Genomic DNA, 18,371 nt, shown 5'->3' with positions numbered 1-18,371 from the left:
TTTGGGTGAGCAAGTGCGCCCCAGAACGGGGCGCACCGTATTTATTGACCTAACGGTATGGACGGCCAGCTTTGATCATATCTGCGTTGTATTGCTTGATGATATTGACAACCTTGGCTTTGGTCTCGCTTTCGGCAGCAATCTCATCCCAGAATTTAACGGCGGCATCTTCAACAACAGCCCATTCTTCGTCAGGGATTGTTGTCAGTTCCATTTTCGGACCGTTGACACGGAGCGCAGCTTCGCCACCCCAATACCACCACTGACGGTAATAGTGCGATTGGTCGGTACAAACTTTGAGCAGTTCTTGCAAGTGCTCAGGAAGCTCATTGTAGCGATCCATATTGGCAAAGAACGAACCCGCCCAAGCGCCGGAAATGTTGTTGGTGAGGAAGTAGTTGGTCACGTCGGCCCAACCCACAGTGTAATCCTCGGTGATGCCAGACCATGCTATGCCGTCAAGCTCGCCCGTTTGCATCGCAACTTCGATGTCCTCCCAAGGAAGCGTTACGGGAATGACGCCGAATTGTGTGAGGAAACGACCCGCAGTTGGGAAGGTAAAGATGCGTTTGCCTTCGAGGTCTTTGAGCGAAGTGATAGGCTCTTTTGTTGCGAAGTGGCAGGGATCCCATGCGCCAGCAGAGATGTGTTTTACGCCAACTTTGGAGTATTCTTCGTCCCAGATTTCGTTCAGGCCGTATTGGTTGAACAGAACTGGCACGTCGAGCGAGTAGCGACTTGCCATGGGGAAGTAGCCGCCGAATACAGTGACTTCGGTTGGGGACGCCATGGAATCGTCATCGGATTGAACCGCGTCGATTGTGCCTTTTTGCATCGCACGGAAAAGTTCGCCCGTTGGGACAAGTTGGTCCGCGTAAAACAGTTCGATTTCCATCTCATCGCCAGCGATTTTGTTAAAGCTGTTGATGGCGGGCGTGATGACGTGCTCGGCCAATGCAGGGCCAGCATAAGTTTGCATCCGCCATTTGATTTTGCTTTGGGCGATAGCTGGGGCCGCGAGGGTTGCGCCAACTGCGCCAACCCCTGCGGTGGTGAGAAACTTGCGTCTTGTTGTCATGGTCGTCTCCTTGTTGAGGTTAAAGGTTTCGCCCCATTCGGGGTCGTTGAAATTATTTGCCGTAGATGTAATTCGGCAGCCACAGAGCAATCTGCGGAAAAAGCATAATCAAGGTCAGCGCCAACAGCATCACCAAAACGAACGGCAGGATAGAGCCGTAGATGTCCTTAAGGGTGATTTCCGGTGGGGCCATGGCGCGCATCAGGAATAGATTATAGCCAAAAGGCGGCGTCATATAAGCGATTTGTGTCGTGATTGTGTAAAGGACACCATACCAAATAAGGTCAAACCCAAGGACTTGCACCAAGGGCACATAGAGTGGTGCCACAATCACCAGCATCGCAGTATCGTCGAGAAAGGTCCCCATGATTAGAAACGAAAGCTGCATCAGGATCAGGATCATCCAAGGATTTAGGCCAAGTTGATCGGTGAATAGATTGTCGATGGCCTTCACCGCGCCAAGTCCGTCAAACACTGCGCCAAAGCCGAGTGCGGCGAGGATAATCCACATGAACATACAAGAGATCAGCAACGTGTTGCGCACGGAATTCTCGAAAACTTCAGAGTTCATCCGCCCCTTAAGGACCGCCGCCAAAAAGGCCGTCATTGCGCCAATCGCAGAACTTTCCACAAGGCTTGTCCAGCCATTTACAAAGGGAACCATCATCGCAAAAAAGATGATGAGGGGTAGGAGGCCCGAGAATAGAAGGCGGTTCTTTTCTTTTAGAAATACGTCCTTATAGAAAAGAGGTATGCTGCGGGTCACATAGGCGAGCCCACCAACTGCCAGCGCGAGCACAAGGATTGTTTTGGCCGAAACAGACTCTGCTTGCATCAGGAAGGGGAGCATCAAAAAGGCAGCGATGATGACAAAATTGATCCGCAAAGGATGTTCCGAGACGCGGTCATATTCCGCTAAGTCTTCGGGCTTCATCGCAGGTCCAAGCTCTGGATTCAGTTTGCAGCGGATCACGATATAAAGAATGAACATAGCGGCCATCATCAAGCCCGGAACCACACCGGCAAGCCAAAGCTGCCCGACGGGTTGGCGTGCAATCATCGCATAAAGTACGAGCACGACCGAAGGCGGTACAAGAATTCCCAGCGAACTCCCCGCTTGAATAACTCCCGTCACCATCCTCTTGTCATACCCACGCCGCAGAAGTTCAGGCAGGGCAATCGTCGCCCCAATCGCCATCCCCGCCACCGAAAGGCCGTTCATAGCCGAAACCAAAACCATCAAGCCGATCGTGCCAATGGCAAGCCCGCCGTTTAGTGGCCCCATCCAAACGTGGAACATTTTATAGAGGTCGTCGGCAATTTTACTTTCCGACAGGACATAGCCCATGAAAATAAACATCGGTAACGTGAGCAGGGGATACCATTTCATCAGCTTCATCGCGCTGGAGAATGGAATGTCACTACCACCAGTACCCCAAAGAGTCAGGGCGGCAACCGCAGCGACCCCGCCAATCGCGCCAAACACCCGTTGGCCGGTCATCATCATTAGCATCATGGTGGCAAACATAAAGATTGCGATCATTTCGTAGGACATTAGAGGCGTACTCCCTTGAGGGTCGCAATATCTTTGAGGAGTTCGGAAATCGCCTGCAAAAGCATCAAGAAAATCCCAATGCACATCGTGATTTTGATCGGCCACATGTATGGACGCCAAGCGGTTGGCGAGCGCTCGCCGTATTTGAACGAATAGGCGGTGCTGTCATAGGCGCCATAAAGCAACACGCCGAGATAGAAGATGAGGAACAGCACCGTGAAAACGTCAAACCACGCTTTTTTCCGCGTCGACCACTCGCCATAAAACAAATCCATCCGAACATTCGCGCCCTCTTGGATCGAATACGGCCCGCCAAGCATATAATAAGCAACCATGGCAAATTGAGCGATCTCTAACGTCCAGAGCGATGGATTGAAGGCGATTTTGGAGACAGACGACCACATCAGGATCGCGATCATGACGAAAATCCCATACATTGTGATGCGCCCTAGGCGACGATTGAAGCCGTCAACGATGCGGACGTATACACGGATAAATGGGATCATTCTGTCGCCTCCTGCGGAGTCGAAACACCAATTTCATTGAGAGACTTCCGCAAAATCCGTAAAAGCATTTGCGCAATTTCCTGTCGTTGCTGCGGCGTCGCTAAAAGATCGTTTCTGATTTCAAGCATAACATTTGCAATGCCATTTTCAACGCCGTGAACTTTGAGCGTGTGGGTCACCCCGTGTTCTGGACCGTAGGGTTCGTTGCGCAGGGTCAAAAGGGTCGTTTCTTGAGGGGCGTTCTTGAGCATCGCGTCGGCTAGACGACTGTCTGAATCGTGCAAAATACCCAATTCAACAGCGCGGGGGTTGCCGTGATAAATAGGGGTGAAACTGTGGACGGTAACGATGGCCTCAATGCCTGTCGTCATTAGGTCGGTGACAGAGGCGCAGAATGGGGCGTAATAGGTTTGTGTGCGGGCGGCGCGCTGGGCTTTGGTTAGGGCAAGATTCCCCGGAACATCAAACTGTTCGCTTTTGGCTGGCATTGCATCGAGCGCTTCGGGCGGGCGGTTGCAATCGTAAACAAGCCGCGAGACACCTGAAGCAACGAGTGGGGCGTTGAGACCGTGAGCCAACATCTGCGCAACGTCAAAAGCGCCCGGATCCCACGCTGCGTGACTTTCGCGCGCGACTTCCGTCAGCCCCAAGCCGTCAAATTCCGTTGGAATAAACCGCGACGCGTGTTCGCAAACAATTGCCACGGGCGTCGCGCCTTCGCGGTTTACGAATAAGGCCGGTTTCCCCTCGATGTCTTCTGGTCTCAACATTCATCCACCCAAATCAACGCTTCCAAAGATGGCGCTTTGAAAGTATTGTTTCAGAACGCATCGCTCTGTCAACTCTTTTACGAAAGCATTTCCTTCACGAAAACGCATTCCTTTGGTATACGCATAAAAAAGGGGCCTATTTTGACCAGTACACCAGAGACTATATCCGATATTCTGCGTGCCAGCTTCGCAAACTTGACCCGCGCGGAACGCCAACTCGCGGATTCGCTCCTGCAAAACTATCCCATGTCAGGGCTTGGTTCGATCACAATGGTCGCCCACGATGCGGAGGTTTCGACGCCAACGGTCGTTCGGATGGTACAGAAGCTTGGCTTCTCGGGGTTCCCCGAATTTCAACGTGCACTACGCGGCGAGTTGCAAGCTCAAATATCCGACCCAATAGAAAAGCACGACACATGGGCGGGGCGTGCGCCCACGGAGCATATTCTCAATCGTTTCACCGATGCGGTTATGGGGAATATCCGCCAGACCTTGGGGCAAATTGAAACGACGGAATTTGACGAAGCGTGCGACCTTTTGGCGGATATGGATCGCGGAATTTACGTTGTGGGCGGTCGTATTACGCGCGCTTTGGCGGATTACTTTTTCCTCCACATGCAGGTTTTGCGCCCAAATGTGACCCATATTCAGTCAATATCCAACGCATGGCCGCACTACCTTCTTGAGGTTAAAGAAGGTGATGTCGTGGTGATTTTCGACGTGCGGCGCTATGAAAACTCGACGCTTAAACTCGCGGAACTTGCCGCCGAGAAGGGCGCGAAAATCATTTTGTTCACCGATCAATGGCAGTCGCCAATTGAGAAAATCGCGACCCATACCTTTAGCTGTCGGATTATCGTGCCCTCTGCTTGGGACAGTGCAATTGTGCCCATGCTCTTGTTGGAAACGGTGGTGGCGTCAGTGCAAGAGCGCACGTGGGATACCACGCGGCCACGGATGGAGGCGCTCGAAGATATGTTCGACCGCACCCGATTTTTTCGGAAGTTTACCTAGGATCTAGAAGTCTACTTCGACGCCGGGAAGTTTAAGGACTTTGACCAACTCGCGCAGCTCTTGACGGGCCGCGACGTTCGAGATGTTCATCTGGCCTTTGACACCGATATCGCGCAGGTCGAGCAGAGTAAGGCCCTTGGGGAACAACTCGCGGAAAATGACCCGCTCGCCGAAACCGTTCGCGGTACGAAAGCCAATGCGCTTGGAAAGATCTTCCATCGCTTGGCCCATTTTTATCTTGTTGTGCATGTTTTGCGCGGCAAGACGGTTGCGCACAACGATCCAGTCAATCGGAGGCAGGCCTGCTTGGGCACGCAACTGACGCGCATTCCAGACCATTTCCGAATAGACGGACGGGCCGAGGATTTTGTTTGTTTCGGGGTCCACACGGGCCAAAAGATCGAAATCCACAAAGCTATCGTTGAGCGGGCTAACCAATGTGTCGGCAAGCGAGTGCGCAACTTGGGACAGGCGCGTATGGCTTCCCGGACAGTCAATAAGAATGAAATCGCAGGTTGGCTCCAAGGTCGCGACGGCTGCTGACAGGCGGTGGTCATAGATATTTTCACCGGGTTCGAGAGCGGTGGAGTCGATTTCGGGAAGGTCTTGGTAATCAGGGCAGGCGAGCGTGAGATCATGCTTTTCTGCATAGGCTTTGCGGTTTTCGATATACCGACCAAAACTTTTTTGACGCAAATCCAGATCAAGCGCCCCAACCGAATGCCCCATGCGAACCAGCGCCGTTGCCAGATGCATCGAAGTTGTCGATTTGCCTGAACCGCCTTTTTCATTCCCCACAACGATAATATGCGCCAAATCTTTTCCCCTTCAAAGTCCTGCCAGTAGCCCCAGTTTATGGGGACACTATATGTTGTGATTTTCCTTATGGGAAGCCATCGCAGGCGGCAAGAGAATATGAAAGATTGTCGGCATTGGATTGGAATTATGCTCGCCAGAATTCGCTGTAGGCGTATAGTTCCTTCACGAGTATTTTACGGGAGAGAATTATGCCGGAAAGTAATGATATGACAGGTTTGGCGCGCACCGCATTGGATCATTTGAAACAAGGGGAACTTGCTTTGGGTTCGCATTGGGAAGCTGCGCATGAAATCTGTCAAGCCTATGAGGACGTCCAGATTATGAACCGCATTCATGCTTTGTGTCACCGCATAGAGGGCGACATCCCAAATGCGGGATATTGGGATCGTATGGGCGGGCAGGAAACGCCGACAGGGACTTTAACCGACGAGTGGAACGGTCTTAACCAATCTCTTGCAGAAGCTTAGGCCGTCAGAAATGCGCACAAAAAAACCCGACTGCAAAACAGCCGGGTTTTTTGATAAATATCGTGGACAGCTTAGAAGCCAAGACCAGCGTATTTGTTTTTGAACTTGGAAACACGTCCGCCAGCATCCAAAAGACGCGAGCTGCCGCCGTTCCATGCAGGGTGCACGGAGGGATCGATTTCCAAGGAAAGCTGGTCGCCCTCTTTGCCGTATGTCGAACGCATAGGAACGATTGTACCGTCTGTCATCTTGACGTTGATGAAGTGGTAGTCGGGGTGAATATCTTTTTTCATGGCCCTTTTCCTTACGCTTCTTTTTTGGGTTTATAGTTTGTAACTTCGGCGATACGTGCGGATTTACCACGACGTTCACGCAGATAGTACAATTTGGCGCGACGGACTTTACCGCGGCGAACCACGGTGATGCTGTCGATGTTTGTGGAGTGCAGTGGGAATACGCGCTCTACACCTTCACCAAAAGAAATTTTGCGAACTGTGAACGAACCAGCAATGCCGGAACCGTTTTTACGGGCGATACAAACGCCTTCGTAGTTCTGTACACGAGAGCGCGTGCCCTCGGTTACCTTGTAACCAACGCGGATAGTGTCACCCGCTTTGAAATCTGGAATGTCTTTTGCAAGGTTTGCGACTTGCTCAGCTTCCAATTGTGCAATCAGGTTCATCTGATTTACTCCATAAATGCTCGCGGTTTTTTCCACGAAGTTTGTGCGGTCTAAGTGCTCTTGGTCGTTCACCGGGTCCCGAAAAATCAGCCCGCCAGAGATAAGATCGTCATTCCTTTGAGAGGTGGCCCACAAGCGGTTGATGCACATAACACCCAAACAGAAGAATGTTTGGTTTGACGCGCCCCGCGTTAGGGATAGCCCCTAGTACCTGAAACAAGAACCCAAACAGAATCATCCACCCAGTTTTCTCATCTCAAGTCTGCGCGGTATAGGCGCAAAAAGGCCTAGGGGCAAGCCCCAAGCGACCACAAAGTTGCCTGCGGAGACCTAAGGAAAGCCCCGTTAAATAAGGGACAAAATTGCCATGCAGCATAGGATGACGATCATTGCCCAGCTAAAGACATAAACCCCTGTTCGGATGCCTTGCGTCTGCTTTCCCACGTTTCTCAAGTAGATCAGCGCGTAAACGATGCGGCCCAAAAGGAAGAGGACCATCAATAGATTTACCCACCAACTTGGGGCGCCAACGAGTATGCATGAAAACAACGCAATCGCCGCGGCGGCCAAGTTCTCCACGCCGTTTTGGTGCGAACGATCGAGGCGATACAACGCGGTCTCGTAGTCGGCCTTGGGTGAACTTCCGGGTGTGAGCGCGGCCGATGCCTTGGCGGCCCCCACCATTGCGCCTTGAACCAAAACAATTAGAACAAACACGAGGAGCGAAAGTATCGCGGTCGAATAGGCGGCTACAAATTCCATTTGAGTTCTCCCTAAATGAGTTTCTGTGTTTCAATAGGGGAAGGAAAGCCTAGGCATGTCAAGGTCTTCCACGCTTAGGGCACCCGTCATTTAGGCCGTTTCTGGTAGGCTTCCCATAGGTCTGGACGCCGTTCTTGTGTAATTTTTTCCGACTGCTCGTGGCGCCATTTTTCAACTTTCGCGTGGTTGCCAGAGGTGAGGACCGCTGGGATTTCATGGCCTTCCCAAATCGCAGGACGCGTGTATTGCGCGTGTTCTAGCAGGCCGTTTGAAAAGCTCTCTTCTTCGGTCGACACGTGATTTCCAAGGACATCCGGCAGCAACCGCACCGTAGCGTCAATCATGGCTTGGGCGGCAATTTCACCACCGGTTAAAACGAAATCCCCAAGGCTCACCTCTTCGATTTCATAATGCTCCAAAACACGTTCATCCACGCCCTCAAACCGTCCACACAGGATGGTCATTCCCTCGGCTTGTGCGAATTTCTGGGCCATCGCTTGCGTAAGCGGCTTGCCCCGTGGTGACATATAAATAACAGGCCAGCGCGCGCGATCTTTTGGAACGCCGTGTGTCGCATGCTCAAGCGCTTTGCCAACCACATCGGCCCGCAATACCATCCCTGCACCCCCTCCTGACGGCGTGTCATCGACGTTTTTGTGCCGTCCGTCGCCATAACTGCGCAAGTCGATGGTCTCCAGCGCCCAAAGCCCCTCCTTTAAGGCCTTCCCCGTCAAAGATGCACCCAATATCCCCGGAAAAACTTCTGGAAAAAGCGTGACGATCTTGGCGGTCCACGCACCCTTCAGGCGGGGGGTGTCCGTCATCAATTCGCGTGGTTTCAGGGACGTGCTGATTGACAAACGGCCGTGGGACTTTGTGGCGAGGGCTCTTTTCATTGGTGGGATTGTCATGAAATATCTCTTGTTTTTAGCGTGTTGCCCGTGTTTTCGCTGCTGTGCAGATGGAAGTTTTGCACGGAGACTGTCCTCCTGCATCCAGAGTAATTCAAGGAGTGCTTTTGCGGGGCCGCGATGGCAGCGTCGGATAATTGGTCGCGACTGCAATAGAAAATTTGGTCCCCAAACAGGGCCGAGATTCGCTCAGAATAGGCCTGAAGCGAAGTAGCTCCAGTTTTGTAAAACCCTGCGTGAATGATGATCCTAGTCGTCATCAGGAAACACGCCCTCGGGCGGGTCAACAATCAAGCGGCCAGACGCCAGATCGACGGTCGGAACCACCGCATGTGTAAAGGGCATAAGGACGGTGGCCTTCAGATTTGGGCCCGCAATTTCAAGAATGTCGCTGGCGCCGTGGTTGACAACCTTCTGGACTTTACCAAGGAGGGTTCCGCCGGTATCCAATACATCTAACCCAATGAGATCACTGTGATAAAACTCATCATCCGGCAAGCTTGGAAGAACGTCACGATCTACATAAAGCAGTGTGTTTGTGAGCGCATCAGCCTGTTCTTTGGTGAAGACACCCTCGACGCGGGCGGAAAATCCGTTCTTTACAGCGCGGGTTATGCCAACAATATATTCGATCTCGCCATCTTCAGACGAGAGCAAGCCATAAGTCTCGATGGCGGCGGGATCCGCGCAATAACTCTTGAGGCGCACTTCGCCCTGAACGCCATAGGAACCCGCAAAGGCACCCACACAAATTTTGTCTTTGGACACTGCGGTCTCCTATCGGGTTTCGACGGTCAAATGGGGAGCTCTTTGTTCCCATCCAGCGCGTTCAAGTTCGGGGCTATCCATATCATCTTCGGGCCAACCCATGCACAGAAAAGCGACGAGTCGCCAGTCTTTTGGCACGTCTAGTTCGGCGCAAAGTTTTGGGGCGTCAAGGATGGATACCCAACCTACGCCAAGACCATGCGCACGGGCAAGAAGCCACATTTGCGTAACGGCCGAAACAACCGAATATCGGCGCATTTCCGGCATGGTTTGTGCGCCCAGACCTGCGCCTTTTTCGGTGCTCTCGTCGCAGAAAATCGCCAGTTGAACGGGGGCGTCTTTCATGCCGGAAAGTTTGAGGCTTGCGTAAAGTTTCGCACGGTCATCGACCTGACCCTCAAGGGCTTTTTTGTTTTCAATTTCAAAGTTTTGCAAAGCGGCAGCGCGGGCTTGGGCGCTGTGTACTTTTATGATCCGCCAAGGTTCGGACAATCCCACCGAGGGGGCGAGCGAAAAGCTGGCGAGGCAGAGGTCGACTAACGCGGGATCGACGGGGTCTGTGCGGAAGCGGCGCACATCGCGCCGCCACCGAAAAAGTTGGCCCAAGTCTTGCCGAAACTCGTCTGAAAATTCGGGCATGATTTGGACCTAACTATTTGATTACTCGGCAGATACTTCTTCTGCTGGTGTAGCGGCAGCTTCGGCTGCTGTTACTGCTTTAGCGGCTTTTTCTTCGGCGCGTTCTGTGGCTTTTTTGCCTGGGATTGCGCGCTTAGGGTTGCTGCGTGTTTTTGCTTCAAGAACGCCAGCGGCTTCGAGGAAACGTGCTACGCGGTCAGAAGGTTGCGCGCCTTGGTCAAGCCAATGTTTTACGCGGTCAAGGTCGAGCTGTACGCGCTCTTCGCTGTCTTTTGCGAGAAGGGGGTTATATGTGCCCAATTTCTCAATGAAGCGGCCATCGCGTGGCATACGGCTGTCGGCTGCGACAACACGGTAGAAGGGGCGTTTTTTGCTGCCGCCACGGGCAAGGCGAATTTTCATAGCCATAGTAGTAGTCTCCTAAGTTTTATTTGTTTCCAGCATCTTATGGCTGGGGTTGTTTGATTATTCAGTATGTTTTTTGTGATGTTGAATCACTTCTTGAATGATGAAATTCAAGAAATTCTTAGCGAATTCGGGGTCCAGATCTGCTTCTGTTGCGAGATCTTCGAGGCGGGCGATTTGCGCCGCTTCACGGGTAGGATCGGAGGGCGGGAGCGCGTGTTCGGCCTTGAGGGCGCCCACGGCTTGGGTGTGTTTAAACCGCTCGCCCAGAGTATAAACAAGGATGGCATCGAGGCGGTCGATGCTCTCGCGATGCGACTTTAGAACCTCGGCGGCGCGGGTGATATTATCGGTCATTTGACCCCCCAAAACAGCGATGAGTTTGCCATATGAATTGCATATGTTTTGCATATGATTTTCTTCACGCGTAGGCCTCCACAGAACCGTCGGTATCGTCGACTGCAGCCAACTTATAACGAAAGACCAAACAGGTTTCGTTTTGGGGCTTTGTTGCTTTGTTGTCGATACGCGCGCCGAGCTTGGCGGCGAGTAGAATGGAACGTCCGTTTTCGGGGTCGATGTAGCTGACCAGCGACGTCAGGGGAAGGTTGGCAACGGCCCAGTCGCGCACGGCGATCGCGGCTTCGGCGGCATAGCCTTTGCGGCTGTGGCCCTCAAACAACATCCAGCCCAATTCGACTTCGGGGAAATGCTTGGGTTGGTTCACGGAGATTTGGCCGATCATCGTGCCATCGGGCAGGGTGATGGCCCAGCCGCCCATGCCCAAAAGCTCCCACGCGCCGACGTCGGCGGCAAAGCCCTGCCACAGACGGGCATCGGAAATCGGCGCCCCAACGAACTTTGCGCGGTCCGTGTCAAAAAACGCGCGCAACGGTTCGAAGTCTGCGAGGATATGTCCCCGCAAAACGAGCCGTTTGGTTTTTATGACGGGCGCCTTGTTCATTTACTTCTTTTTCCCAAAACCAGAGAGGCCCATGGGCAAGCCGCCCGGCGCACCAAGACCCGGAAGTTTGCCGCCCATTTGCTTGGCCGCCGCTTCCAGCGCTTTTGGATCCATTTGACCCATGGCTTGCGAGGGGTCCATGCCCTCGGGCATACCGCCTTTGCCAAACATGCCTTTCATCGCCTGTTTGAGCATGCCGCCCTTGCCCATCTTCTTCATCATGTCGCCCATTTGGCGCTGCATTTTGAGAAGTTTGTTCAAGTCGGAGACTTCAAGACCCGCACCCTTGGCGATGCGCTTTTTGCGCGACGCTTGCAGGAGGGCGGGGTTGGCGCGCTCTTTTTTGGTCATCGATTGGATCAGTGCGATTTGACGCGTAAGGACTTTGTCGTCCATACCAGCGCCTTGTGCCTGTTTGGCCATTTTGCCCATGCCCGGCATCATCCCCATGATACCTTCCATGCCACCCATCTTAATCATTTGCTCAAGTTGGGATTTGAGATCGTTCATGTTGAATTGGCCCTTTTGGAACCGTTTCATCATGCGTTCGGCCTGTGCGGCCTCGATGGTTTCTTGGGCCTTTTCAACGAGGGCGACGATATCGCCCATCCCCAAAATGCGGCCCGCGATACGGTCAGGCTCAAAGGTATCAAGCGCGTCCATTTTCTCGCCGAGGCCGACAAAGCGGATCGGTTTGCCCGTGACGGCCCGCATAGAGAGAGCAGCACCACCGCGACCGTCGCCGTCCATACGGGTGAGGACAACGCCGGTAATGCCGACTTTGGCGTCGAATTCTTCGGCCACTTCGACCGCAACTTGGCCTGTGAGGCCGTCAACGACGAGGAGCGTTTCGCGCGGGTTGACCGCGTTGCGCACGTCTTCGACTTCTTGCATCAAAGTTTCGTCGATGTGCAAGCGGCCCGCGGTATCGAGCATATAGACGTCGTAGCCGCCAAGGGTGGCTTGTTGTTTTGCGCGTTTGGCGATTTGAACAGCGGATTCGCCAGCCACGATGGGCAGGGTATCAACGCCAATTTGGGTGCCGAGGATCGCGAGTTGTTGTTGCGCGGCAGGACGGTAAATATCGAGCGAGGCCATGAGAACGCGTTTGCCGTTTTTCTCGGTCAGGCGTTTGGCGAGTTTACCAGTGGTGGTGGTTTTACCGGAGCCTTGCAGACCGACCATCAGGATTGGGGCAGGGGCGTTATCGATTTTGAGCGCACCCGGATCGCCTTCGCCCGTGAGGACATGAACGAGTTCGTCGTGGACGATTTTGACGACTTGCTGGCCGGGGGTGATGGATTTTGTAACGGCTTGGCCAGTGGCTTTGTCTTGGATGGCCTTAACGAAATCGCGGGCAACGGGCAGGGAAACGTCGGCCTCAAGCAGGGCGACGCGCACTTCGCGCAAAGCTGTTTTGACGTCATCCTCAGAGAGGGCGCCTTGTTTTGTGAGCCGATCAAAGACGCCACCAAGACGTTCAGATAGGTTTTCAAACATTATCGCGGCTCCTTCGCCATTACCATTTGCCCATAAGATATGCTGGGCGCGACCAATTGTAAGGTAGCGAACTACCAAACCACAACGACACCCGTGGGCGCAACGCGCTGACGGATGGCGATCCCTACTAAAGCGGGGACCGAAGGTGTGGAACCCTCGGGATATGGTGCGCGTTTATGGGGTCAGGGGAAGAGAGTCAAGAGAGGGAAGGCCCCCGTGGTTGGGGCCCTCCGGATTTTTGCTTAAGCGGCGATTTTGGTCAGTTCGGTTTTTGCGGTGGTGATGGCGGCCTCGGTGCCACCAGACGCGCCAACCAAGGTCACGTTGGTAATGCCGATGAAGTTAAAGACTTGACGCGCGTGGGCCGAGAAAAAATCAACGGGGGAGCCAAGAGCCACGCCACCCGAAGAGACAATGATCGTGACGGGTTTGTCGTCGAGCAGGCCAACGGGGCCAGTTTCGGTATATTTGAACGTGACGCCAGCGCGGGCGATTTGGTCGACCCATGCTTTGAACGCCGCGGGGGCGGAGAAGTTATAGAGTGGGGTGGTCAGGACGATTTCATCGGCGGCAATCAGTTCCGCGACCAGTTCGTCGGACAATGCGAGCGTTGCTTTTTGCGCGGTGGTGCGGGCTTCTGGCGGGGTGAAGGTGGCACCGACCCATGTTTCGTTGATCTGTGGGATGCCTTGGGCAAGGTCACGGGTTGTGACGGTTGCGTTCGGTTTTTGGTCGATAAAGTCGTCGCCAAGGTCGCGAGAGATGGAGCCTTGGTAACGGGCGGAGGCGTCGATGCGCAGGATGTTGTGGGTCATTCCGAGAGCCTTTCGGGCGGAAGTGTTTCTGTTGACCGAACATTTATGCATTGCGTGAATGAACACAACTCGCATATATCAACACTATATGTGTGAATGCGCACGGATTGATGAAGAGGGTATAATGTCCAGCTGGGATGAGATTAGAACGGCCTATCATGTCGCACGTGTTGGGACGGTGAGCGGGGCCGCCGAGGTCTTGGGAGTGCACCATGCAACGGTCATTCGCCATATTGATGCGTTGGAAGAGAGCCTGCAAACCAAGTTGTTCCAGCGCCATGCGCGTGGCTATACGCCGACCGAAGCGGGGCAGGAACTGCTGCGGGTAGCGCGGATTACCGACGATCAGTTCACCCAGATGACAGGGCGCATTCGGGGGCAAGGCGAAGAGGTGAGCGGCGAGTTGGTCATCACCAGTTTGCCAACAATGGCGCGGTACTTGGCGCCGGTATTGGCAGAGTTTCAACGTTTGCATCCCAGCGTTATTGTGCGGTTTCTGACGGGCGAGCGGCTGTTTCGGCTTGAATACGGCGAAGCACATGTGGCGATCCGCACGGGAAGTCCACCCCAAGAGGCGGACAATGTGGTGCAGAAATTCCGTCCGACACGGATCGGGCTGTATGCGCATAAGAGTTATGTTGCACGCAATGGTCAGTTGCAGGGCGAGGGAGATCTGCCCAACCATATTTTCGTTGGCGTCGATACCGCACACGCCCGCGCACCCTTTTTCAGCTGGCTAGATCAGCGTGTCTCGCGCGATCGGATCCGGTTTCGCTTTAATAACGCGGATGATGGGATGGCGGCGATCGAGGCGGGGGCTGGTTTGGGGTTTATGACCGAGACTGTGGCCAAAAAGAATCCGGAATTGATCGAGCAATTGCCGCCGCGCGACGAATGGGCCTCGCCCAATTGGATCGTGACCCATGTGGACCTACATCGTACGCCCAAGGTGCAAGCTTTTCTGACGTTCCTTAAGCAAGCGATGAAAGATTTGCCGGATGAGTGAGGCGGCTCTCGGGGGGAAGGCCTTCACATACGGCGACGCGAAATGGCGGGTCACGCGGCGATGCTGTTGTTTTCTGTTATCGTTGCGGGGTCGTTTAGCTTGGGGGGGATGGTGGCGAATGATATCGCGCCTGCTGCCCTGAACTTGCTGAGGTTTTGGATCGCGGCGCTGGTGTTGCTGGTGGTAATTCTGTGGTTTGAACCTGCGCCATTGCGGGCGCTAAAGGCGGCGGCCAAGGCTCCGTGGCGCTATGCGGTCACGGGCGGGTTAATCGGCTCTTATATGATACTGATGTTTGAGGGGCTGAAAACGGCCCCTCCAATTTCAACGGCGGCGGTTTTTACGCTGACACCGCTTATTACGGCGGGGTGCGCGTATTTAGTACTGCGGCAAGTACTGCCTTTGCGGGTGTTTTGGGTGCTGATCCTTGGCGGGATTGGCGCGCTTTGGGTGGTGTTTCGGGCAGATGTCGGCGCGTTGATGCGGTTTGAGGTGGCGCGCGGCGAGCTGATCTTCTTCATCGGAGCTTGCGCCCATGCTCTCTATATACCTCTGCTGCGCAAATTTAACCGTGGCGAGAGCGGCGTTGTTTTTGTGATGTATGCCCTTGTTGCGGGGAGCCTGCTGATGCTGGTTGTCGGCGGGTGGGAGATTTTGGCAACGGATTGGGCACAGCTGCCGCCACTTGTTTGGTTTACGATTTTTTACACGGCGGTTTTTGCGACAGCGGGAAGTCTGAGTCTGATCCATTTTGGCTCGATGCGCCTGTCGGGGGCCAAGGTGATGGCCTATACTTATCTTGTGCCAAGCTGGGTGATCTTGCTGGAAATCTTGCTCGGACATGGCGCGCCGAGTGGGGCGAGTTTGGTCGGGGTTGCTCTGACGGTCGGGGCGCTGTTGCTCTTGCTCCGGCAGGATTAGGCCAGTTCGCTTTTTGCGAGGAAGGCCTCGAACGCGTCCAGATTGATCGCCTCAAATTGGCCAAAGCTTTGCATCCAGACCGAGGCCTCCTTGAGGGCGTCAGGCTCGAGTTTGCACCATTTCACCCGTCCGCGCTTTTCCTGAGAGATCAGCCCCGCGCGGGACAGGATGGCGAGATGTTTGGAAATCGCCGCCAGCGACATCTCGAAGGGTTCGGCCACATCGGTCACGGCCATATCGTCCTCAAGCAACATCGCAAGGATGACGCGGCGGGTTGGGTCGGAGAGGGCGGAAAACGCGAGGTCGAGAGCTGCTGTCATAGGGTAGAGATAGCGTGGGTTGTATGAAACCTCAACCTTTTGGTTAAGCGTTTGACGCCTAATAGGAAGGCCGATCGCGCAAAATACGGGGCGCGGAATGTTCGTCAACCGAATGGTTGAATATCGAATTCCTGTGGAAATGGTCCCGATTTCAAGGGGCGCGCGGCGAGGTGAATTTTAGGAGATGTAAATTATTGTTATATTTCAGATAGTTGCGCGGTAAATTTTCTTGAAAATGCTGCATTGACTCGGAGGGGGAGTGTTTCTAGGTTGCCGCGAAGACTTAGGGGCCAGTTTGATGACTGATATGCAGGATCCAAACAAGCTGAAGGCGTTGGACGACAAAATCGCCCGGCTCAAAAAGAGCCACGCGCCGGAACCTAAGAAAGACGAGCACTATTCCTTAGCCAATCATGCATGGCGGATGGTGATCGAGCTGGTGGCCGGTCTTGGGATCGGCTTTGGCATCGGATACGGGTTGGATGTTCTGTTTGGGACGCTGCCGATATTCTTGGTGCTGTTTACATTTCTGGGGTTTGCCGCGGGGGTCAAGACGATGATCAAAACGGCGAGCGAACTTCAGTCCGAACAAATTGCCGCACAAGCGGCGAAGGAAAACGAGGCGGCCAAGGCTGCTGAAACGACGAAGGACTAAACATGGCGGAACAAGCCCCAAAAACAGGCTCCTCTAACGGGAAATTTGCTTTGTACGGCGCATTTGCGTTGATGGTTCTGGCGATTATCTTCTTGCAACCAGAAGTAAGAGAATTGGCAATCCACCCGATGGACCAGTTTAACATCCTACCGTTGTTTGGCGGTCATGGGGGCGAACTTCATTGGTACACGCCGACAAACGCGACGCTTTGGATGATGATTACCGTTGCGGTGATCGTTCTTTTGCTGGTGTTTGGCTCAAGTGGTCGTGCCGTCGTGCCATCGCGCACCCAAAGCATCGGCGAGATGATTTACGGTTTCGTTTATAAAATGGTCGAAGACGTTGCGGGCAAGGATGCACTGAAATTCTTCCCCTATATCATGACGTTGTTCCTGTTTATCATGGTGTCCAATGTCATGGGTTTGATCCCGTTGTCCTTTACCTCCACATCGCACATCGCTGTCACAGCGATCCTCGCGCTGCTGGTGTTCTTTACGGTGACCATCGTTGGTTTCGTGAAGCACGGGTTTGGCTTTTTGGGTCTGTTCTGGGTCGCTTCTGCGCCACTGGCATTACGTCCAGTCCTCGCCATCATCGAGATTATCTCTTACTTCGTGCGCCCCGTTTCCCACTCCATTCGTTTGGCGGGTAACGTTATGGCGGGTCACGCCGTTATCAAAGTTTTCGCAGGGTTTGCCGGCGCGCTGGGCGTATTTGCCTTCATGCCGATCCTTGCCATCACGGCAGTTTATGCCCTCGAAGTTCTCGTGGCCTTCATTCAGGCCTACGTTTTCACCATTCTGACTTGCGTGTACTTGAAAGACGCGCTGCATCCGTCGCACTAAGCGGATCAAGTCTGAACTCTCTCGCCTCAATTTAATAGATACCCACCGTAAGGAGAAATATCATGGAAGTACTCGCAGCAGCAGCACTTGGCAAATTCATCGGCGCAGGCCTCGCAGCAATCGGTTCCGGCGCAGCCGCTATCGGTGTTGGCCACGTCGCAGGCAACTTCCTTGCCGGCGCGCTTCGCAACCCATCCGCAGCCGCAGGTCAAACTGCGACTCTCTTCATCGGCATCGCGTTTGCTGAGGCTCTTGGGATCTTCTCGTTCCTCGTAGCTCTCTTGCTTATGTTTGCTGTTTAAGTCTCACGGACCATCCTTACGTGCGGGGGGCGCTTTGGCGCTCTCTCGTTGTAAACAAGGTTCCTGGAGGACGACATGGCAAATGACGCACAAAGCGGCACAACCGAAGCCGCACACGAAATAGCGAAACTCGCGAAAGAGCACGCCATTGGTGAGGCCGCACACGTGCCTGAATCCGCTGGTATGCCGCAACTCGATTTTTCGACGTTCCCAAACCAGATTTTCTGGCTGGCCGTCACACTGGTTGTGATCTACCTCGTTTTGACAAAGGTTGCCTTGCCTCGCATCGCAACAGTTTTGGCCGAACGTCAGGGCACAATCACCGGTGACATCGCCGCAGCAGAAGAGCTCAAAGCCAAAGCACATGAAGCGGAAGAAGCCTATCTTAAGGCCCTTGCCAACGCCCGTGCCGAAGCAGCGCGCATCGCCGCCGAGACAAAAGCCGAAGTTCAGGTTGATCTGGATCTCGCGATTGCCAAAGCGGATGCTGAGATCGCGGTCCAAACCGCCGAAAGCGCAAAGGCCATTGCGGCCATTCGTGACGGCGCAAAAGACAGCGTGATTACGGTTGCTAAAGATACGGCAAAAGAGATCGTTTCGGCCTTTGGCACCAAAGCCGATGCTGCAACACTCAAAGCTGCGGTTACCGCACGGATGAAAGGGTAAT

General features: G+C 53.9%; 25 protein-coding genes. 8 read left to right on the top strand and 17 right to left on the bottom strand.

Annotated elements, in window-relative coordinates; all coding sequences use genetic code 11:
* Nucleotides 1-49: 49 nt before the first annotated feature.
* Genes RC74_RS03910 through RC74_RS03895 form a run of 4 tightly spaced genes read right to left on the bottom strand, consistent with a single transcriptional unit; the run spans nucleotide 50 to nucleotide 3,909 of the window.
* Nucleotides 50-1,078, bottom strand: coding sequence for a twin-arginine translocation signal domain-containing protein (locus RC74_RS03910; protein ID WP_039001605.1), 1,029 nt, complete (start codon nucleotides 1,076-1,078; stop codon nucleotides 50-52).
* Between the two features lie 52 nt (nucleotides 1,079-1,130).
* On the bottom strand, nucleotides 1,131-2,633 hold the full coding sequence (locus RC74_RS03905; protein ID WP_039001606.1) for a TRAP transporter large permease: 1,503 nt from the start codon (nucleotides 2,631-2,633) through the stop codon (nucleotides 1,131-1,133).
* Nucleotides 2,633-3,139 carry a TRAP transporter small permease subunit gene (locus tag RC74_RS03900; protein ID WP_039001607.1) on the bottom strand — a complete coding sequence of 169 codons (507 nt, stop codon included), beginning with the start codon at nucleotides 3,137-3,139 and terminating at the stop codon, nucleotides 2,633-2,635. Before RC74_RS03900 ends, RC74_RS03905 begins: the two co-directional genes overlap by 1 nt.
* Nucleotides 3,136-3,909: an N-formylglutamate amidohydrolase gene (locus tag RC74_RS03895; RefSeq protein WP_039001608.1), complete on the bottom strand. Its 774-nt coding sequence runs from the start codon at nucleotides 3,907-3,909 to the stop codon at nucleotides 3,136-3,138. Before RC74_RS03895 ends, RC74_RS03900 begins: the two co-directional genes overlap by 4 nt.
* Before the next feature lie 141 nt (nucleotides 3,910-4,050).
* Here RC74_RS03895 and RC74_RS03890 point away from each other — a divergent pair, with 141 nt between their 5' ends.
* Entirely contained in the window at nucleotides 4,051-4,923 is an 873-nt protein-coding gene (locus RC74_RS03890) for a MurR/RpiR family transcriptional regulator (protein WP_039001658.1), read from the top strand.
* Between the two features lie 3 nt (nucleotides 4,924-4,926).
* On the opposite strand, the gene RC74_RS03885 is transcribed toward RC74_RS03890, so the two are convergent.
* Nucleotides 4,927-5,739, bottom strand: coding sequence for a division plane positioning ATPase MipZ (locus RC74_RS03885; protein ID WP_039001609.1), 813 nt, complete (start codon nucleotides 5,737-5,739; stop codon nucleotides 4,927-4,929).
* Nucleotides 5,740-5,930: 191 nt separating this feature from the next.
* Between RC74_RS03885 and RC74_RS03880 the strand changes: the two genes are divergently transcribed.
* On the top strand, nucleotides 5,931-6,209 hold the full coding sequence (locus RC74_RS03880; protein WP_039001610.1) for a hypothetical protein: 279 nt from the start codon (nucleotides 5,931-5,933) through the stop codon (nucleotides 6,207-6,209).
* 71 nt (nucleotides 6,210-6,280) lie between these two features.
* On the opposite strand, the gene rpmE is transcribed toward RC74_RS03880, so the two are convergent.
* From rpmE to RC74_RS03820, 11 genes are all read right to left on the bottom strand, one after another.
* Nucleotides 6,281-6,502, bottom strand: a complete 222-nt coding sequence (gene rpmE, locus RC74_RS03875) for a 50S ribosomal protein L31 (protein ID WP_039001611.1) — start codon at nucleotides 6,500-6,502, stop codon at nucleotides 6,281-6,283.
* Between the two features lie 11 nt (nucleotides 6,503-6,513).
* The gene (gene rplS, locus RC74_RS03870) at nucleotides 6,514-6,891 is read right to left on the bottom strand and encodes a 50S ribosomal protein L19 (RefSeq protein WP_039001659.1); all 378 of its coding nucleotides are present in this window, start codon (nucleotides 6,889-6,891) and stop codon (nucleotides 6,514-6,516) included.
* A 345-nt stretch (nucleotides 6,892-7,236) separates the two neighbouring features.
* Nucleotides 7,237-7,653, bottom strand: coding sequence for an MAPEG family protein (locus RC74_RS03865; RefSeq protein WP_039001612.1), 417 nt, complete (start codon nucleotides 7,651-7,653; stop codon nucleotides 7,237-7,239).
* An 86-nt stretch (nucleotides 7,654-7,739) separates the two neighbouring features.
* Nucleotides 7,740-8,564 (bottom strand): tRNA (guanosine(37)-N1)-methyltransferase TrmD, encoded by an 825-nt coding sequence (gene trmD / locus RC74_RS03860; RefSeq protein WP_039001613.1) that lies wholly within the window; start codon nucleotides 8,562-8,564, stop codon nucleotides 7,740-7,742.
* Nucleotides 8,565-8,813: 249 nt separating this feature from the next.
* Nucleotides 8,814-9,332, bottom strand: coding sequence for a ribosome maturation factor RimM (gene rimM, locus RC74_RS03850; RefSeq protein ID WP_039001615.1), 519 nt, complete (start codon nucleotides 9,330-9,332; stop codon nucleotides 8,814-8,816).
* Between the two features lie 9 nt (nucleotides 9,333-9,341).
* Entirely contained in the window at nucleotides 9,342-9,971 is a 630-nt protein-coding gene (gene bluB, locus RC74_RS03845) for a 5,6-dimethylbenzimidazole synthase (protein WP_039001616.1), read from the bottom strand.
* Between the two features lie 21 nt (nucleotides 9,972-9,992).
* Nucleotides 9,993-10,379 (bottom strand): 30S ribosomal protein S16, encoded by a 387-nt coding sequence (rpsP, locus tag RC74_RS03840; RefSeq protein ID WP_039001617.1) that lies wholly within the window; start codon nucleotides 10,377-10,379, stop codon nucleotides 9,993-9,995.
* 57 nt (nucleotides 10,380-10,436) lie between these two features.
* On the bottom strand, nucleotides 10,437-10,733 hold the full coding sequence (locus RC74_RS03835) for a chorismate mutase (protein WP_039001660.1): 297 nt from the start codon (nucleotides 10,731-10,733) through the stop codon (nucleotides 10,437-10,439).
* A 64-nt stretch (nucleotides 10,734-10,797) separates the two neighbouring features.
* Nucleotides 10,798-11,340: a GNAT family N-acetyltransferase gene (locus tag RC74_RS03830; protein WP_039001618.1), complete on the bottom strand. Its 543-nt coding sequence runs from the start codon at nucleotides 11,338-11,340 to the stop codon at nucleotides 10,798-10,800.
* Nucleotides 11,341-12,840: a signal recognition particle protein gene (ffh, locus tag RC74_RS03825; RefSeq protein ID WP_039001619.1), complete on the bottom strand. Its 1,500-nt coding sequence runs from the start codon at nucleotides 12,838-12,840 to the stop codon at nucleotides 11,341-11,343.
* Between the two features lie 242 nt (nucleotides 12,841-13,082).
* Nucleotides 13,083-13,655, bottom strand: coding sequence for an FMN-dependent NADH-azoreductase (locus tag RC74_RS03820; protein ID WP_039001620.1), 573 nt, complete (start codon nucleotides 13,653-13,655; stop codon nucleotides 13,083-13,085).
* Between the two features lie 124 nt (nucleotides 13,656-13,779).
* Between RC74_RS03820 and RC74_RS03815 the strand changes: the two genes are divergently transcribed.
* On the top strand, nucleotides 13,780-14,661 hold the full coding sequence (locus RC74_RS03815; RefSeq protein ID WP_039001621.1) for a LysR family transcriptional regulator: 882 nt from the start codon (nucleotides 13,780-13,782) through the stop codon (nucleotides 14,659-14,661).
* A 42-nt stretch (nucleotides 14,662-14,703) separates the two neighbouring features.
* Nucleotides 14,704-15,582, top strand: coding sequence for a DMT family transporter (locus tag RC74_RS03810; RefSeq protein WP_039001661.1), 879 nt, complete (start codon nucleotides 14,704-14,706; stop codon nucleotides 15,580-15,582).
* On the opposite strand, the gene RC74_RS03805 is transcribed toward RC74_RS03810, so the two are convergent.
* Nucleotides 15,579-15,902, bottom strand: coding sequence for an ArsR/SmtB family transcription factor (locus RC74_RS03805; protein WP_039001622.1), 324 nt, complete (start codon nucleotides 15,900-15,902; stop codon nucleotides 15,579-15,581). The genes RC74_RS03810 and RC74_RS03805 overlap by 4 nt on opposite strands.
* 298 nt (nucleotides 15,903-16,200) lie before the next feature.
* On the opposite strand from RC74_RS03805, the gene RC74_RS03800 reads away from it, so the two are divergent.
* The 4 genes from RC74_RS03800 (at nucleotide 16,201) to RC74_RS03785 (ending at nucleotide 18,370) form a co-directional block, all read left to right on the top strand.
* Nucleotides 16,201-16,557: an AtpZ/AtpI family protein gene (locus tag RC74_RS03800; RefSeq protein WP_039001623.1), complete on the top strand. Its 357-nt coding sequence runs from the start codon at nucleotides 16,201-16,203 to the stop codon at nucleotides 16,555-16,557.
* Nucleotides 16,558-16,628: 71 nt separating this feature from the next.
* Nucleotides 16,629-17,402: a F0F1 ATP synthase subunit A gene (locus RC74_RS03795; RefSeq protein WP_236940067.1), complete on the top strand. Its 774-nt coding sequence runs from the start codon at nucleotides 16,629-16,631 to the stop codon at nucleotides 17,400-17,402.
* 62 nt (nucleotides 17,403-17,464) lie between these two features.
* Nucleotides 17,465-17,704: a F0F1 ATP synthase subunit C gene (locus tag RC74_RS03790; RefSeq protein ID WP_039001624.1), complete on the top strand. Its 240-nt coding sequence runs from the start codon at nucleotides 17,465-17,467 to the stop codon at nucleotides 17,702-17,704.
* Between the two features lie 183 nt (nucleotides 17,705-17,887).
* Nucleotides 17,888-18,370 (top strand): F0F1 ATP synthase subunit B', encoded by a 483-nt coding sequence (locus tag RC74_RS03785; protein WP_052274763.1) that lies wholly within the window; start codon nucleotides 17,888-17,890, stop codon nucleotides 18,368-18,370.
* Nucleotide 18,371: the final 1 nt, after the last annotated feature.

Origin of the sequence: Falsihalocynthiibacter arcticus, assembly GCF_000812665.2 — a bacterium.
In the GTDB taxonomy this organism is placed as follows: domain Bacteria; phylum Pseudomonadota; class Alphaproteobacteria; order Rhodobacterales; family Rhodobacteraceae; genus Falsihalocynthiibacter; species Falsihalocynthiibacter arcticus.
The sequence above is the reverse complement of the archived record's forward strand: the minus strand, read 5'-3'. Positions and strand labels throughout refer to the sequence as shown.